Annotated in this window: 16 protein-coding genes and 2 pseudogenes; 5 read left to right on the top strand and 13 right to left on the bottom strand. The window is 62.9% G+C overall.

Annotated features, from left to right (window positions below):
• Window positions 1-244, top strand: a pseudogene (locus BLR85_RS11945) (IS1634 family transposase); the annotation flags it as partial.
• Between the two features lie 186 nt (window positions 245-430).
• Here the strand turns inward: BLR85_RS11945 and BLR85_RS11940 are convergent.
• From BLR85_RS11940 to BLR85_RS11885, 12 genes are all read right to left on the bottom strand, one after another.
• Window positions 431-1,210: an Arm DNA-binding domain-containing protein gene (locus BLR85_RS11940; RefSeq protein WP_093155923.1), complete on the bottom strand. Its 780-nt coding sequence runs from the start codon at window positions 1,208-1,210 to the stop codon at window positions 431-433.
• A 248-nt stretch (window positions 1,211-1,458) separates the two neighbouring features.
• Window positions 1,459-2,634, bottom strand: coding sequence for a thiolase family protein (locus BLR85_RS11935; RefSeq protein ID WP_093155920.1), 1,176 nt, complete (start codon window positions 2,632-2,634; stop codon window positions 1,459-1,461).
• 12 nt (window positions 2,635-2,646) lie between these two features.
• On the bottom strand, window positions 2,647-3,939 hold the full coding sequence (locus tag BLR85_RS11930; protein ID WP_093155917.1) for an ArgE/DapE family deacylase: 1,293 nt from the start codon (window positions 3,937-3,939) through the stop codon (window positions 2,647-2,649).
• 10 nt (window positions 3,940-3,949) lie between these two features.
• Window positions 3,950-4,603, bottom strand: coding sequence for a 3-oxoacid CoA-transferase subunit B (locus tag BLR85_RS11925; RefSeq protein ID WP_425284475.1), 654 nt, complete (start codon window positions 4,601-4,603; stop codon window positions 3,950-3,952).
• Complete coding sequence (locus tag BLR85_RS11920) at window positions 4,590-5,282, bottom strand: CoA transferase subunit A (RefSeq protein WP_093155912.1); 693 nt, start codon at window positions 5,280-5,282, stop codon at window positions 4,590-4,592. The genes BLR85_RS11925 and BLR85_RS11920 overlap by 14 nt, the downstream gene beginning before the upstream one ends.
• Window positions 5,279-5,776, bottom strand: a complete 498-nt coding sequence (locus BLR85_RS11915; protein ID WP_093155909.1) for a GNAT family N-acetyltransferase — start codon at window positions 5,774-5,776, stop codon at window positions 5,279-5,281. Before BLR85_RS11915 ends, BLR85_RS11920 begins: the two co-directional genes overlap by 4 nt.
• Entirely contained in the window at window positions 5,773-7,125 is a 1,353-nt protein-coding gene (locus tag BLR85_RS11910; protein WP_093155906.1) for an aminotransferase family protein, read from the bottom strand. The genes BLR85_RS11915 and BLR85_RS11910 overlap by 4 nt, the downstream gene beginning before the upstream one ends.
• A complete protein-coding gene (locus BLR85_RS11905) occupies window positions 7,122-7,892 on the bottom strand; it encodes an amino acid ABC transporter ATP-binding protein (RefSeq protein WP_093155903.1) in 771 nt (256 codons plus the stop codon). Before BLR85_RS11905 ends, BLR85_RS11910 begins: the two co-directional genes overlap by 4 nt.
• Window positions 7,893-7,909: 17 nt before the next feature.
• Window positions 7,910-8,566: an amino acid ABC transporter permease gene (locus BLR85_RS11900; protein WP_068315407.1), complete on the bottom strand. Its 657-nt coding sequence runs from the start codon at window positions 8,564-8,566 to the stop codon at window positions 7,910-7,912.
• 39 nt (window positions 8,567-8,605) lie between these two features.
• Window positions 8,606-9,238 carry an amino acid ABC transporter permease gene (locus tag BLR85_RS11895; RefSeq protein ID WP_244520705.1) on the bottom strand — a complete coding sequence of 211 codons (633 nt, stop codon included), beginning with the start codon at window positions 9,236-9,238 and terminating at the stop codon, window positions 8,606-8,608.
• 26 nt (window positions 9,239-9,264) lie between these two features.
• On the bottom strand, window positions 9,265-10,056 hold the full coding sequence (locus tag BLR85_RS11890; RefSeq protein WP_093155900.1) for a creatininase family protein: 792 nt from the start codon (window positions 10,054-10,056) through the stop codon (window positions 9,265-9,267).
• 66 nt (window positions 10,057-10,122) lie between these two features.
• The gene (locus BLR85_RS11885; RefSeq protein WP_093155897.1) at window positions 10,123-10,908 is read right to left on the bottom strand and encodes a transporter substrate-binding domain-containing protein; all 786 of its coding nucleotides are present in this window, start codon (window positions 10,906-10,908) and stop codon (window positions 10,123-10,125) included.
• A gap of 154 nt (window positions 10,909-11,062) precedes the next feature.
• On the opposite strand from BLR85_RS11885, the gene BLR85_RS11880 reads away from it, so the two are divergent.
• Window positions 11,063-12,016 (top strand): LysR family transcriptional regulator, encoded by a 954-nt coding sequence (locus BLR85_RS11880; RefSeq protein WP_093155894.1) that lies wholly within the window; start codon window positions 11,063-11,065, stop codon window positions 12,014-12,016.
• Window positions 12,017-12,056: 40 nt separating this feature from the next.
• Here BLR85_RS11880 and BLR85_RS11875 read toward each other — a convergent pair whose 3' ends face one another.
• A complete protein-coding gene (locus tag BLR85_RS11875) occupies window positions 12,057-12,431 on the bottom strand; it encodes a winged helix-turn-helix transcriptional regulator (RefSeq protein ID WP_093155891.1) in 375 nt (124 codons plus the stop codon).
• 106 nt (window positions 12,432-12,537) lie between these two features.
• On the opposite strand from BLR85_RS11875, the gene BLR85_RS11870 reads away from it, so the two are divergent.
• The 3 genes and pseudogenes from BLR85_RS11870 to BLR85_RS30475 form a co-directional block, all read left to right on the top strand.
• Window positions 12,538-13,383 carry an SDR family oxidoreductase gene (locus BLR85_RS11870; protein ID WP_093155888.1) on the top strand — a complete coding sequence of 282 codons (846 nt, stop codon included), beginning with the start codon at window positions 12,538-12,540 and terminating at the stop codon, window positions 13,381-13,383.
• A gap of 486 nt (window positions 13,384-13,869) precedes the next feature.
• Entirely contained in the window at window positions 13,870-14,490 is a 621-nt protein-coding gene (locus BLR85_RS11865) for an exopolysaccharide biosynthesis protein (RefSeq protein WP_093155885.1), read from the top strand.
• A pseudogene (locus BLR85_RS30475) lies at window positions 14,445-14,561 on the top strand (hypothetical protein); the annotation flags it as partial. The gene BLR85_RS11865 and the pseudogene BLR85_RS30475, both read left to right, overlap by 46 nt.
• Window positions 14,562-14,704: the final 143 nt, after the last annotated feature.

Below are 14,704 nucleotides of genomic sequence, written 5' to 3'. Positions count from 1 at the left end.
CCTGCCGGACCGCATTCGCGCCCACGCGATGATCTGCTTCCTGGCACTCATCCTCTACCGCGTCATGCGCATGCGCCTGAAAGCCAAAGGGCAATCCGCCAGTCCCCGAACCGCCCTAGACCTGCTTGCGAGGATCCAGCGGCACACCACGCACATCGGAACCAAAACCTTCACCGGAACCTCAAGGAGCCAGCCCGAACAGCTCAATCTTTTCGAAGCACTCAACATCCCAAAACCCGCCTGAAAGACGCCTGTTGTGGCAATTCCCGCCAGCTCACGTAAACGATATCAATTGCTTATCAGCTTTACTGTCGAACTTGAGATTCCCGACTGGATGGCATCTGCGGGCGTGCCGACACCATCGAGAAAGTAACGTGCCATATCGAGCAGCGCCCAGGCGTTCTCGGTCTGGGCAGCCCGCTGCATGAAGTCAATTGCGGCCTCCGGAAAGCAAGCTCACGGAAGGTTGATCTGCTTCACGCGGATCCAGCGGACTGAGTTCACCCAAGTCTCTCGGATCCGATCGCTGCCGGAGCCTGTTTGGTCCATCCTGTTGAGAAACGAGAGCGGCAATTCTCAGGGGAGGAAAGGGGTAGCCAACGTCAACCGCGCGCTCCCAGATCTTTGCCAAGTCTCCATCTGACACGACATTCGATCGAGGTTCGGAACGGAATGACAGCGGTGGGAGCGGAGAACCATCAACATAGCCGCGATTCACGCACCAATTCATCATGATGCGTAAGGCCACAAAGGCATGTTGTTGTTCCGACGGTGTGTCGGCTAGTTTCTCAACCGAATCCATGACGTCGGCACGGGTGAGCGCGTCGAGGTCTTTGTCAAAGTTGAAGTGGCGATACAGGAGTCGATGATACCCTTGGTGGGTACGTTCCTTGTTGCGTCTCCTGCTGTCGGCCAGGAATTTGTTTCGAGCCGTCTCGAAGGTTACCGGCTCAGGGAGTGGAGCGTCGGAGCTTTCGGCATCCGCCTCTACCTGAACGCGTTTGGCGGCTTTACGCGCATCAGCCAATTTCATCGCCGGGTAGCGACCGATCGTTCGTAGTCGTCGTTTCTCACCAAGCATCACCACAAAGGATTTTGTCCCGCCTTGCGAAACACGCACGCCAAAGCCAGGCAGCGCAGCGTCAAAGTAGGTCTTCTGACCACTTTCTGGGACACGCAGATTTTTTATCCGAATGTCCGTTAGTCTCATCTTAGTCACATAAATCTCGTGAATAGGGGTGTTTCGGTATGTTCCGGTATGGTGAAATTATACCAATAATTTCAATATTTTGAAATAAAATTGTGATGCCACGTTCCGCCCTGAAAACCCTAGAAATTAGAATCATAATCCGCGTGTCGGGGGTTCAAGTCCCTCCTCCGCTACCAAGTATTTCAATCGAAGTCAGTTTTTGTCACCGTCGCCTGAAACCAAGCGATGTGTCCCTCTGACCGAAGATGTCAGAACAGTTCGATCAGACCGGCTGCGCCCTGTCCGCCTCCGACACACATCGAGACAACACCCCAACGCACCGCGCGACGCCGGCCCTCAAGGAGCAGATGCCCTGCCATGCGCGCGCCGGACATGCCGTAGGGATGGCCGATGGCGATTGCGCCGCCGTTGACATTGAGCCGCTCGGTGGGGATCTCAAGCCGATCGCGGCAATAGACGAGTTGGGCGGCGAACGCCTCGTTGATCTCCCAGAGGCCGATATCCTCCATGCCGAGCCCCGTCCGTTCAAGCAGGCGCGGCACCGCCACCACCGGGCCGATCCCCATTTCTTCCGGGGCAACGCCGGCGACCGTGAAGCCGCGCAGCGCGCCCAATGGCTCCAGCCCACGCCGGGCGGCCTCGGCGGACTCCATCACCACCAGTGCCGCCGCGCCATCGGAAAGCTGGCTGGCATTGCCGGCGGTCACGGTCTTGTCCTCGCCCATGACGGGCGCGAGGCGCGCGAGCCCCTCCGCCGTGGTCGCGGCCCGATTGCACTCGTCGGCTTCCAGCCGCACCGCCTCTTCCCGCGTCTCGCCGGTCTTCTTGTCGGTCACCAGTTTCACCGCATCCACCGGCACGATTTCTTCTGAGAAAATACCGGCTGCCTGAGCCCGTGCGGTGCGCAGTTGGCTCTCAAGCGCATAGGCATCCTGCGCCGCGCGGCTCACGCCGTAGCGGTCGGCCACGACCTCGGCGGTCTCCAGCATCGACATGTAGTAGCCGTCGCGCACTGCCGGGTCGTGGTAGCGATGGGCGTTCCAGTGCTTCTCCTGGACGAGCGAAATGCTCTCCAAACCGCCGGCCAACGCAACGTCCACTCCCTCAACACAAACCATATGCCCGGCCACGGCCAGCGCGTTGAGTCCCGAGGCGCATTGCCGGTCGAGCGTGACGCCCGCGACGCTATCGGGCAGGCCGGAGGCCAGCGCGATATGGCGCGCGACATTCACGCCCGTGGAGCCCTGCGTGAGCGCGGAGCCGAAGACGGCATCCTCGATCTCGCCGCCTTCCAGCCCGGCACGGGTCACAGCGGCACGCACCGCGTGCGCGGCAAGGCTCGGCCCTTCGAGATTGTTGAACGCGCCGCGATAGGCCTTGCCGATGGGCGTGCGGGCGGTGGAAACGATAACAGCTTCGCGCATTGGGTCTTCCGATCAGATTTCTTCGGTGCCGCACCAGTCGGCAATTAACAGGGCGGTGGCCTTGGTGACACGGCGCATGCTTTCAAGGTCTACCCGCTCGTTGAAGCCGTGGATCGCCTCCGCGCGCGGGCCGTAGACGAGCGCGGGCGTGTCGGCATAGAGACCGAAGAAGCGCGCATCCGTAGTCGCGGTGATCGCGGCCCGGTCGAGCGCGTCGCCCGTCACCGCGCCATGGGCCGCCTCCAGTGCGCCCACGGCCTGCGCGGCGGCGGCGCTTCCATCGGCGGAGAGCGCATAGCCCTCTGCGTGGAAGCCGTGATAGACGATCTCCGGCAAGGAATTCTTCAGAAACGCGTTTTCGCGCGCCGTATCCATCAGCACGGCCTCGATCTCGACCTTGGCGGCCTCGATGCTCTGGCCGGGAAAGATCGCCATGCGGACGTCGAATACGCACCAGGCGGGCACGGAACTGGTCCAGTCCCCGCCCTGGATCTTGCCGATATTGAGGTTCAGCGCGTGGTCCATATGGGTGTAATCGGCGTGGCGATTGGCGGGCAGGTTCCAGCGTGCCTCCATCGCATGCAGAGCCGAGATCAGCGGGATCGCCGCCTCGATGGCGTTCGAGCCGCTGCCGGCATAGGCGACATGGGTCGGCAGGCCCTTGAGGTGGACCTGAAACCAGATCACGCCGAGCTGCGCGGTGACGAGGCTTTCGGCAAAGGGTTCGGGGATCAGCGCCGCTTCGGCCTTGTAGCCCCGCGCGAGGCAGGCCAGTGCCCCGTTGCCGGTGCATTCCTCCTCGACCACGGACTGGAAGAACACATCCGCCGCCGGGGCCATTCCACAGGCGCGCAGCGCGTCGAGCGCGAAGAGGTTGGAGGCCAGCCCCGCCTTCATGTCCCCCGCGCCGCGTCCGTACATCCAGCCATCGGAGATGCGCGGGGCATAGGGCGGGCTGTTCCACATATCTAGAGGACCCTCCGGCACCACGTCGATATGCCCGTTCAGAATCAGCGACCGGCCCGCACCGGTACGGCTGCTGTGGCTGCCCACAACGTTTACCGCGTCGTCATAGGGACCAAGCACGGGCGAGAAGCCCGGCAGGTGCCGGATCTCGTCCACGTCGATCTGCCAGCGATCGACCGCGTAGTCCCGCGCAGCCAACTCCCCGGCCATGAAGTCCTGGGCGCTCTGTTCCTGCCCACGGGTGGACGGGTGCGACACGAGCTCGGCCAGAAACGCGCATTGCGCGTCGAATGCGGCGTCGACCGCATCAAGCAGGCCGGTTTGCAGGTTCTGGTCCATGCGGGCCTCCTCAGAATGTTGGTGTGTCACCGGCGGGCAGCGCGAGCGGCGCGCCGGTCGCCTCGATGATCTCGGCCGCGCTCACGCCCTCGGCGCGCTCTCGCAGGGCAAAGCCCTCGGGCGTTACGTCGATCACGGCGAGATCGGTGAAGATCCGCGAAACGCAGCCGCGCGCCGTTACCGGCAGCGTGCAGTCCGCCTTGAGCTTGGGATTGCCGGCGCGGTCGGTATGGGTGGTGAGCACGACGACGCGGCGCGCCTTCTGCGCCAGCTCGATCCCACCGCCGGCGCCGGGCGAGAACTTGCCGGGGATCTTCCAGTTGGCCAGATCGCCCGACTGGGACACCTCGAAGGCGCCCAGCATCGTCAGGTCGAGCCGCCCGGAGCGCACCAGCGCAAAGCTGACCGCGCTGTCGAAAAAGGCCGAGCCGGGAACGGTCGAGACATAGGCGCCGCCGGCGTCGATCAGGTTGCGGTCGGCGCGCTCGACCGGCAGCGTCGGACCAATCCCGGACAGCCCGTTCTCGGTATGCAGGCAGACCGGGAAATCGGCATCGAGATAGTTCACCACTTTGGTCGGCAACCCGATCCCGAGATTGACCACCATGCCGGGGGCGATCTCGGCCGCGGCGCGCGCGACCATCCTGTTCCTAGCGTCGGACAACGGCATATTCCTTGCTGAGATCGCCCAGTTCCACCACGCAATCGATAAAAGGTCCCGGGGTGTGAACGTCATCGGCGGCCAGTCCACCGAAAGGCTGCAGGCGCTCCGCCTCGACGATTACCCGCTTTGCCGCCATCGCCATCAGCGGGTTGAAGTTGCGCGCGGTGGCGACGTAGTCGAGATTGCCGAACGGGTCCGCGCTGTTGGCATGGATCAGCGCGACATCGGCCCGCAGCGCGGTTTCCACCACGAAGCGCTTGCCGTCGATCTCGATGCGCTGCTTGTGGGCGGCCAGTTCGGTGTCCGCGGCGATATCAGTCAGGATCGCGGCAAGTCCGGCCCCTCCGGCCCGGATGCGTTCCGCGAGGATGCCCTGGGCGCAGAATTCGACCTCGATCTCCCCGGCATTCATCATCGCGATCGCATGGGCGTTAAGGCCGATATGGGTCGTGATCAGCCGGTCCACCTGGCCGGCCGCGAGCAAGTGATCGACGCCCATGCCCGCTTCGTTGGCGTCGTTCTTGATGAGGGTCAGCCCGCGCTGGCCCTGGCGGACGAGTTCCTGGATCAGTGTGAACGGCGTGCCGGGCACGCCGAAGCCGCCCACCATCACCACCGCCCCGTCGGCAATCCCGGAAACGGCCTCTTCGAGGGTTGTGGTCTTGTCGGGCAGTCTCATGCGACGGCCTCCGATTTGGAGCGGTCGGCAAGGCGGGTGAAGCCGTCGCCGGACAGGAACATCGGCACGTCACTCTCCTGCGCCGTGAAACCGAACCGCGTGTAGAAGGCATCAGCGCCCTCGTTGTGACCATGGCGGGTGAGCGCCAGATACGCCGCCCCCCAGCTCTCGCGGGCATGGGCGGCTACGGCGATCAGCAAGGCCGCGCCGAGCCCGCTGCTGCGCCCTTCGGGCGCGACCCAGAGGTCTTGCACATAGACCCCCGGTTGGCCGCGCGTCGTGGAAAAATGGCGAAAGAACAGCGCGAGCCCCGCCGGTGCGCCGTTCTGCTCGGCGATCAGCGTTTCAAACAGGGGGGCGTCCCCGAAGCCATGCGCCCGGATGGTTTCAGCGGTCGACGAGAAATACGGCCCGTCGCCGGTTTCCTCGGCGAGGCGGAAGAGCATCGCGGCAATGGCCTCGGCATCCGCAATTTTTGCGTGGCGGATCCTCATGCGGCGGTTCCCGTTCCCAGCCCGGTTTCGGACGCGAAGGCGTCCAGGCTTTCGACGAGGATTTCCATGATCTCGTCGATCTGGGCCTCGGAGATGATGAGCGGGGGCGCCACCAGGAAATGATCGCCGGCCACGCCGCCTCGCGTGCGGCGCGAATAGGTGATGAGGCCGTGCTCATAGGCGATTTCGACCAGCCGGCTATGGGCGTTCAAACCGACGGGCAGCGGCTCCATCGTGTCACGGTCGGCAACGAACTCGAAGGCGGTCAGCAGCCCCTTGCCCCGGACATCGCCAATGAAGGGATAGCGTTCCATGAGGCCCTGAAGCCGCCCGATCAGAACCTCGCCCATCGCGGCGGCGTTATCGATCAGGCCCTGCGTCTCGAGTTCCTCGAGAACCGCCAGGCCGGCGGAACAGGCTAGCGGGTTTCCGGCATAGGTGAAACCATGCAGGAAACCGCCGGCATCGAGGATCGGCTCGACAAGGCGCGCGGGCGCGACCGTCGCGCCGAGCGGCACATAGCCCGCGCCGAACCCCTTCGAGAGCGCCACGATGTCGGGCACGATCCCCCAGTGCTCGGCGGCCAGAAACCGTCCCGTGCGCCCCGCGCCCGTCATCACCTCGTCGTAGATCAGCAGGATGCCGAACTCGTCGCAGATCTCGCGGATGCGGCCGTAATAGCTGTCAGGGGCCACCAGCGCGCCGGTCGAGGCGCCGCCGACGGGCTCCATGATGAAGGCGAGGACTGTATCGGGCCCTTCGGCCAGAATCTTTTCGCGCAGCATCTCTGCGTATTTCAGCCCGCGGTCGTGCTCGGTGAGGTTGTCCCGGTCGAGATACGTCGCCGGCGCGGGGATTTTCGGCATGCCGCGCATCATCGGATCGAAGGGGCGCGCGAGCGGATCGTAGCCGGTCAGATCGAGCGCCCCGAGGGTGCAGCCATGATAGGACGGGAAGCGCGATATCACCTTCCAGCGGCTCTGCTGGCCCTGGGTGATCGCGTATTGCCGAGCGAGTTTGACCGCGCTTTCCACGGCTTCCGACCCACCGGAGACGAAGAACACCCGGTCGAGATCGCCGGGCATCATCTGCGCGGTCTTTGTCGCCAGCGCCTCGGAGGCTTCGGTGCGAAAATGCAGCCGGTAGCCGAAGGTGGAGCGGTCCATCTGGGCCTTCATCGCCGCCAGAACGCGTGGGTTGGAGTGCCCGATATTGGAGACCATCGCGCCCGAGGAGCCGTCGATATAGCGCTTGCCGGACTGATCGAAGAGATAGATCCCTTCGCCCCGGTCGAGAAACGGGCGCGGGTTGCGCGATTGGTAAAAGAGGTTTGAGGGCGCGTCGGTCACTTCGCACCTCCCAGATGCTTGCGCAGGAATGCGCGGGTCCGTTCTTCCTTGGGGTTCTTGAAGACCACCTCGGGCGGGCCCTCCTCGACCACGTATCCCTGGTCCATGAACAGTACCCGGTCGCAGACGGAGGCCGCGAAATCCATCTCGTGGGTGACGATGATCATGGTCATGTGCTCCTCGGCGAGCTTTTTCATCACAAGGTTGACCTCCTCGACCAGTTCCGGGTCCAGTGCCGAGGTCGCCTCGTCGAAAAGCATCAGCTTGGGCTTCATCGCCAGCGCACGCGCAATGGCACAGCGCTGCTTCTGCCCGCCCGAGAGCCGCGAGGGGTAATAATCGATCCTGTCCAGCAGGCCGACATGGGCAAGCTGTTCCTCGGCGAGCTTGTTGGCGTCCTCGTTGGAGATCCCCTTGAGCAGCTTCGGCGCCATCGTCACGTTTTCCCGAACCGTCAGGTGCGGGAACAGGTTGAAATGCTGGAACACCATGCCGACATGCTCGCGCATCTGGTTGATGTGCTTCTCATATTGCCGATGCGGTAGCTTCTTGTTGACCTGCACACCGTCGAGCCACACTTCGCCTTCCGTCAATGGGTCGAGATCGTTGATGGCGCGCAGGAGAGTCGACTTGCCAGAGCCGGACGGGCCGATAATGGCTACGATCTGGCCGCGCTCGACATTGAGGCTGATGTCCTTGAGGACCTCGATATAGCCATAATTTTTCCGCGCGTGGCGAATTTCGACAAAATGCTGGGTGTCGGACATGGGAGCCTCGCAGAGGGTTAACGGGAGAGCGCGATGCGGCGCTCGATGCGGCGCAGGACGGCCTCCATCCCGAGATTGATGACGTAGTAGCAGACAGCGGCCACGAGGTAGAATTCGAAGGGCCGATAGGTTCGGCCGATGGCGAGCTGCGCCGAGAGCGTCAGCTCGGTCACGCCGATCACCGAGACCAGCGCGGAATCTTTCAGAAGCGCGATCATGTTGTTGCCGATGGGCGGGATCACGTCGCGCACCGCCTGCGGCACCACGACCTTACGCAACGCCTGGGTCCGCGACAGGCCCAGCGTGCGCGCCGCCTCCATCTGGCCCGTGTCGACGGCGATGATCGCGGTCTGGATCAGCTCGGAGTTGTAGACGGCGAAATGCAGCCCCAGCCCGATGAAACCGGCGACGAAAGCCGGCAGGTCGATACCGATCTGGATCAGGCCGAAATAGATCAGGAAGAGCTGCAACAGCAGCGGCGTTCCCATGAAGAGCCAGGCGAAGAACCGGAAGGGCTGGCGCACGATCCAGGGCGCGTAGAGCGCGATGACCGCGAGCAGGATGCCGCCGACGAAACTCAGGAGCGCCGCGGTGACGGTGATGGCTATGGTCCAGAGCACGCCCAGCAGGATCGTGTCCATCCAGGCCGGGACAACGGAGAAATCAAGCCCCATGGCGGGATCCTTTCTGGCGGATCTTGGTCATTTCGCGGGTCATGTCAGGCGCACCTTCCGGTCGAGATAGGTGATGCCTTTGCCAACGATGTAGATGATGACCATGTAGAGAAGGCCGGAGAGCAGGAACATCTCGAAGGGTTTGTAGGTGGAGCCGATATAACGCTGCGCGGTATAGGTCAGCTCGACCACGGAAATTGCGGCGACCAGCGCCGTGCCCTTGATCAGCGCGTTGATGTTCACCCCGAGCGGGCGGATCATCAGCCGCAGCGCCTGCGGCAGCACCACCTTTCGGAACGCCTGGAAGCGCGACAGCCCGAGCGTGCGGGCGGCCTCGGTCTGGCCCTTGTCGATGGCGATGATGGAGCCGCGCATCGTCTCGGTCATGTAGGCGCCGATATTGACGCCGAGCCCGATCACGCCGGCCTCGAAAGCATCGAGTTGGATGCCGACCTGCGGGCCACCGAAATAGAGCAGGAAAAGCTGGATCAGCGCCGGGGTGCCCCGGAACAGGCTGACATAGGTGGCGCCGATCATGCGCAGGTACCAGTGGCGCGACAGCCGCGCCGCCGCCCCGAGCGAGCCGCAAGCGAGCCCGAGGATCGTCGTCAGGATCGACAGCTGTACCGTCACCCAGGCGGCCTGGAGAAAGTACGGATAAATCCGCCACATCAACTCGAAATCCAGCACCTTGCCCCCTAGTGATGATCTTTGCGCGCGAGGATCGGCAGGGCGCGGATTTCGCGCACCAGTGCCAGCGTCTCCTCGACGGCGGATTTCAGGAATTTCGCCCCGGTTTCGGCGTCGGCCACGGTCGGATCGCCCATCGTACCGTCCGGTGAAACTTCGGACCACCAGCGCATCAGCATCGCCTTGCCGCCACCGCGCGCGAGATCGAGGTTGAAGAAGCGGCTGTCGGGGTTGTGCAGGTTCTGCTCGGCGGCCTTTTCAAGATGCACATGCTCGGGATGGAGATGTGCATACATCGCCGCCTCGAACTCGCCCGCATGGGCGATGCCGCCGATCTCGGACTTGCGGTCTGCGTTGATCCGGTCGGCGCAGAGGTTCCAGTAGGAGGCCGAGACACACAGGATGCCTGTCTCGATCACCGTCTTGCGCGCGGCGAGGTCCAGAACCGGGTGGTTGGAGCCATGCGAATTGAGCAGCAGGATGCGGCGGAAGCCGTGATGGGCGAGCGATTTCGTGATGTCGGTGACGAAGGCGATCAGCGTCTCGGGCTGGATCCAGATGACACCCGGGAAATCCTTGTGATGCTCGTTGAAGCCATAGGCCACGGGCGGCATCACGAAAACCTCGTCGGGGGCCAGTTCGGCCACGCCGTTTGCCACCGCCATGCCGAGCACGGTGTCGGTGTCCAGCGGCATGTGGGGCCCGTGGTCCTCGGTGGCCGACACGTTGAGGATCACGACGCGATCCTTGTCCGCATCGCGCACTTCTTCCCATGTCAGCTTGCCATATTCGGCTGTCATGACGCTCTCATTCGGAAATGTTCTGTGGGGAGGGCCCGCCAGCCGAGGCCGGCGGACCCGCAAGACTCAGCGGATGTCGGCGCCGATCCACTCCATGGCGATCTCGACATAGGTGCCGTCTTCCATCATCGCGTCGAGCGCTTCCTGCATCGCCGCGGCCAGCTCCGGGTTGCCTTCGCGGATCGCGATACCGGCACCGAATGCATCGGTCTCCAGATCCTTGATGATCGCGAATTCCTGACCTTTCTCGGTCATCGCCAGGATCGCGGCAATCGAGTCGTTCACGATCGCGTCGACGCGGCCGTTTTCAAGCTCCAGAAGCAGCTCGGGCAGACCCTTGTAGGTGTTGATGTCATAGCCCTGCTCGGTGGCCCATTCCTCGTGCGTCTCGCCCAGCGTCACGCCGACCTTGGCGTCGCCAAGCTGGCTCACCGAGGTGAACTCGGAGCCGGGCTTGGTGAAGATCGCCCGCTTGGTGGTGTAGTACGGGCCGACGAAATCGACCACCTCGTCACGCTCCGCGGTGATTGTCATCGAGCCGACGATGGCGTCGTACTTGTTGGCCAGAAGGCCGCCGATGATGCCGTCCCACGCGGTGGTGACGATCTCGGCCTCCAGCCCCATGCGCTTGGCGATCTCGGTGCCGATGGCCGGGTCGAAGCCGACGACTTCGTTCTTGTCATTGACGAAGTTGAAGGGCGGGTAGGCGCCGGACATGGCGATCCGGATCACACCCTTTTCCTTCAGCGCCTCAAGCTCGTCGGCAACGGCGGGCGAAATCGCCATGAGGCCGGCGAGGGCAAGGCCGCCAGCGGCGGCAGCGGCTTGCATAAAGGTTCTGCGCTTGGTCATCTGTTTCTCCTGTTGGATCTGAGACAGCCGCTCCCACCGGGGGCAGCCAGTGTTGTCGGGACGGCGGTTCAATCCGCCTTGCGAAAAACGCTTGCACGACCCGTAATATCGAGCAAATAAATAATGCGAATTTCCATCATAGATGAAATCAATAATGAAGCCTTACGAACAGCGTTTCCCCTGGCAGCTCGACTGGAACCTCCTGCGGACTTTCATGGTCATTGTGGAGCAGCGTGGCATCTCGCGCGCGGCCAGCTTTCTGGGCCTCAAACAACCCACGGTCTCCGCCGCGCTCAAACGCCTCGAACAGGCCACGGGGAAGGCGCTGATCGTTCGAAAACCCCATGAATTCAGGGTTACTCGCGCAGGACGGTTGCTCTACGCCGAGTGCTCGTCGATCTTTGGCGCCGTCTCGCAACTGCCATCCCTGCTCGAAGTGGGCGGCGAGGTCCTGCGCGGCCACATCTCCGTCGCCATCGCCACACACGTGATCTCGCCGCATCTCGACAAGGTCCTGCACGGTTTCGCGTGCCAGCACCCGAAGGTCACCTTCTCATTCTCTGTCGCGGAGAGTGATGAAATTCGCGCCCGTATTAGTCAAAATCGCGCCAGTTTTGGAATTTGCCTTCTGCAGGAGATCCCGGCGGAGCTCGAAGCCTCGATTCTCTACCGGGAATTCTTTGGCCTGTTCTGCGGACCGCATCACAGGTTGTTCAACGCCGAAACGATCGCGCTTTCCGATATCGAGGGCGAACCCTCCGTCTCCTTCCAGACCGAGACCGAGGACGGGCCGTTGAACCCTGTCGCCCGGCTTCGTGAACGCGCGAAGATCGAGACGCGTTGGAGTGGCGTCTCGTCGAACTTGCACGAGCTTCGGCGGATGATCGTGGCCGATATCGGCATCGGCGCGCTTCCGCTGCATGTCGCCAATACCGATGTCAAACTCGGGAAGCTGCGCCAGTTGCCGCCCTATGACGGTCTTCCCCTGATCAACATCTACCTGCTTACCAACCCGGTCCGACGGTTATCGCCCCCCGAAGCCGCATTTCTGTCGGCTTGCCGGGAAATGATCAACCAGACGGATATCTCCGAACGAACCTATCGGTGACCGGGGCTCGAACGTTCTCCAGCATTTGGAGCACCGTGCTTCAGTCCCCTTGAGCGCCCGGAATACGCTCGAGATTGCCCTCGATCCAGAGCACGAGGCTGGCGACCTTCTCGGCGGCTTCCTCTCCCAATTCACTCAGGCTGTATTCCACATGAGGGGGTACAACGTCGAAACTGCGCCGGATCACGAACCCGTCCGCCTCCAACGTCTGCAGCGTTTGTGCAAGCATGCGCTCGCTGACGCCGCCGATATGCCGGCGCAGGGCGCTGAAGCGCATCGTCCTGCCCCTCAACGCCATCAGCGCGAGCACGCCCCACCGGCTGGTGACATGGCTCAGGATGCGACGCGACGGGCAGGCCGCCACCATGACATTCGGCACGAGGCGTTCGGCCAAGGCATTCTCGGTGGCGGGCATGGGACTCTCCGGAAAGTTTACACTTACAATTTTGTATGTACTTACTGTTTGTAAGTCTTGCAACTATCTCCGTGGTATCCGAAATCGGCCCGACAGGAGAGCCACCATGAAGATCGCAATCACCGGGGCAACCGGCCAGCTTGGCCGGCTTGCCATCTCCGCGCTCAAGACGCGCGTGCCCGCCACAGACATCGTCGCCCTCGTTCGCAATCCCGATAACGCGCGCGAACTCGGCGTCGAGACCCGCCGGGCCGACTACAAGGACTGGGCGTCGCTGGATGCAGCCCTTCAGGGCATCGATGTTCTTGCCCTGATTTCGTCGAGCGATTTCGACGACCGCGTCGGGCAGCACCGAAACGTGATCGACGCGGCACGGAACGCAGGTGTGTCGCGTATCATCTATACCTCGATCCTCAAGGCCGACACGTCCCCGCTGTTGATCGCTGGCGACCACAAGGCGACCGAACCGCTGCTCACCGGGTCCGGGCTCGCCTACACGATCCTGCGCAACCCGTGGTACACCGAGAACTGGACGGCGGGGCTCGGCGCAGCCATCGCCAACGGCGCGTTGGTCGGGTGTGCCGGCGACGCGCGGGTAAGCCCGGCGACAAGGCAGGACCTGGCCGAAGCGATTGCCGCCGTGGCGACAGAGGCGGGCCATGAAAACAGGGTATACGAACTCGGCTGTGATGCGCCTTTCACCATGGCCGACCTCGCAGCGGAACTGTCGGCCCAGATCGGTAAGCCCATCCCCTACACGGATTTGCCGAAGGACACCTATATCGGCATTCTCGCCGGCATCGGTCTGCCGCCGGGATTTCCCGAAGTGATCGCCGATGCCGATGCCGGCGCCGCAGAGGGCTGGCTGCTGGATGAGAGCAAGGCTCTGTCGGAATTGATCGGGAGGCCGACAACGTCGCTCAGCGCCGCGGTGAAAGACGCTCTTCTCTGACGCAACACATCCGCACCGGGGTCAAGCCTGCGGCTCAAAGCGGGCGCAGGCTGGATCCCGGTCGTGAAGTCCGGCGGAGCTGACGGCCAGATTCGAACGGGTTCCCCCAAAGGCAATGGCGGTCCTGGGCCAACGTCTTCGCTTCGACACTGTCCGGATCCGCGCCTTCGCGGTCGACGGCCCGCTATCAGCAGTGCCGCTGGCCGTAAAACCTCCCGAGTATCCTCCCGGCCCCACCCCCATTGCGGCTCGGAACGAAGACGTTCCGAGAGTCGCGTTCGAATCTCTGAGGCGCAGGTCTGGCCGAATCTGTCCCACCAAATCCGGCTGATTCATCGAAGCGAGATCGAAAATTATTGGTCACGATCTGTATCAACCATCCATTACCTATGCTATTTTCGTGATGTTTGCGTAGCCGAGTACCTTTCAGAGTTGCAAACTGCCTGTTGAGGCACGATATCCGCGGCTACCACTCGAAAGGACAAAATGGACAGCCCGCTCGTCAAGCGAAGAAGGCCTTCGCTGTCTCTCCCCATTCTGCGAACCTCGCGCAGCCACCATCTTGCCGGAAACCTGACTCTCGGCAATTTGATATCGTCGCTGGGGGAGGCGTCGTTTGGATGGGCTATCGTCCTGTTCTCATTCCTGACGCTTCTGCCTTTGCCTCCAGGCTCGTCACTCCTGACCGCCATCCCGCTTCTGGTGACGACGATCCAGATGATGCTTGGCTACCCGTTCGTACGTCTTCCCAAGTTCCTGGCTCGGATGAAACTCGATCAGGACAAGCTCCGAAGGACCGTGTTGCGGCTTCGCCCTGTCACGCGCAGGCTGGAACGCGTGCTGGCCACGCGGCGCACCGCAGTGTTCGCGCCGAGAAAGCAGCGACCAATGGGAGCACTACTCTTTTTGATTGCCTTTGCACTCTTCCTTCCGGTGCCCTTCAGCGGATGGTTTCCTGCCGTCTCGCTTCTGATTGTCGGTGTCGGATTCGTCGAGCGTGACGGCTTGGTAACCATTCTGGGCCTCGTGCTTGGAATCGCTTCAGTTGCCCTTACTGCGGTGCTCCTGCTGTCGATCGCTGCGGGCGCGGAGGCCATGATAGGCTAACCGTTGCGCAACGGACAATTCTGACTGCAGACGGTTTGCGGCTCCGCGATACTGTTGCACAAATCAGCTGATGCTCGGCGTGCTGCTTCCCCGTTCAGCGGGCGCCGGGTGCCGGTCGCACCGAACAGCTAAGAGTCCGCGAGCCTGCGCCGGTTCCACGTGATCGAGACGACCGAAACGCGTTTTGTGCAAGCGCCCCGGCTAACTCAGGACG

This window comes from Aliiruegeria lutimaris, assembly GCF_900099935.1.
GTDB lineage: Bacteria > Pseudomonadota > Alphaproteobacteria > Rhodobacterales > Rhodobacteraceae > Tropicimonas > Tropicimonas lutimaris.
This window is presented reverse-complemented; position numbering and strand designations above follow the sequence as displayed.

What these genes read in the sequence shown, in the direction of transcription:
- BLR85_RS11940 (WP_093155923.1), bottom strand. Translation starts at nt 1,210, where the DNA reads ATGAGACTAACGGACATTCGGATAAAAAATCTGCGTGTCCCAGAAAGT.
- BLR85_RS11935 (WP_093155920.1), bottom strand. Translation starts at nt 2,634, where the DNA reads ATGCGCGAAGCTGTTATCGTTTCCACCGCCCGCACGCCCATCGGCAAG.
- BLR85_RS11930 (WP_093155917.1), bottom strand. Translation starts at nt 3,939, where the DNA reads ATGGACCAGAACCTGCAAACCGGCCTGCTTGATGCGGTCGACGCCGCA.
- BLR85_RS11920 (WP_093155912.1), bottom strand. Translation starts at nt 5,282, where the DNA reads ATGAGACTGCCCGACAAGACCACAACCCTCGAAGAGGCCGTTTCCGGG.
- BLR85_RS11915 (WP_093155909.1), bottom strand. Translation starts at nt 5,776, where the DNA reads ATGAGGATCCGCCACGCAAAAATTGCGGATGCCGAGGCCATTGCCGCG.
- BLR85_RS11905 (WP_093155903.1), bottom strand. Translation starts at nt 7,892, where the DNA reads ATGTCCGACACCCAGCATTTTGTCGAAATTCGCCACGCGCGGAAAAAT.
- BLR85_RS11900 (WP_068315407.1), bottom strand. Translation starts at nt 8,566, where the DNA reads ATGGGGCTTGATTTCTCCGTTGTCCCGGCCTGGATGGACACGATCCTG.
- BLR85_RS11895 (WP_244520705.1), bottom strand. Translation starts at nt 9,238, where the DNA reads ATGTGGCGGATTTATCCGTACTTTCTCCAGGCCGCCTGGGTGACGGTA.
- BLR85_RS11890 (WP_093155900.1), bottom strand. Translation starts at nt 10,056, where the DNA reads ATGACAGCCGAATATGGCAAGCTGACATGGGAAGAAGTGCGCGATGCG.
- BLR85_RS11885 (WP_093155897.1), bottom strand. Translation starts at nt 10,908, where the DNA reads ATGACCAAGCGCAGAACCTTTATGCAAGCCGCTGCCGCCGCTGGCGGC.
- BLR85_RS11880 (WP_093155894.1), top strand. Translation starts at nt 11,063, where the DNA reads ATGAAGCCTTACGAACAGCGTTTCCCCTGGCAGCTCGACTGGAACCTC.
- BLR85_RS11875 (WP_093155891.1), bottom strand. Translation starts at nt 12,431, where the DNA reads ATGCCCGCCACCGAGAATGCCTTGGCCGAACGCCTCGTGCCGAATGTC.
- BLR85_RS11870 (WP_093155888.1), top strand. Translation starts at nt 12,538, where the DNA reads ATGAAGATCGCAATCACCGGGGCAACCGGCCAGCTTGGCCGGCTTGCC.
- BLR85_RS11865 (WP_093155885.1), top strand. Translation starts at nt 13,870, where the DNA reads ATGGACAGCCCGCTCGTCAAGCGAAGAAGGCCTTCGCTGTCTCTCCCC.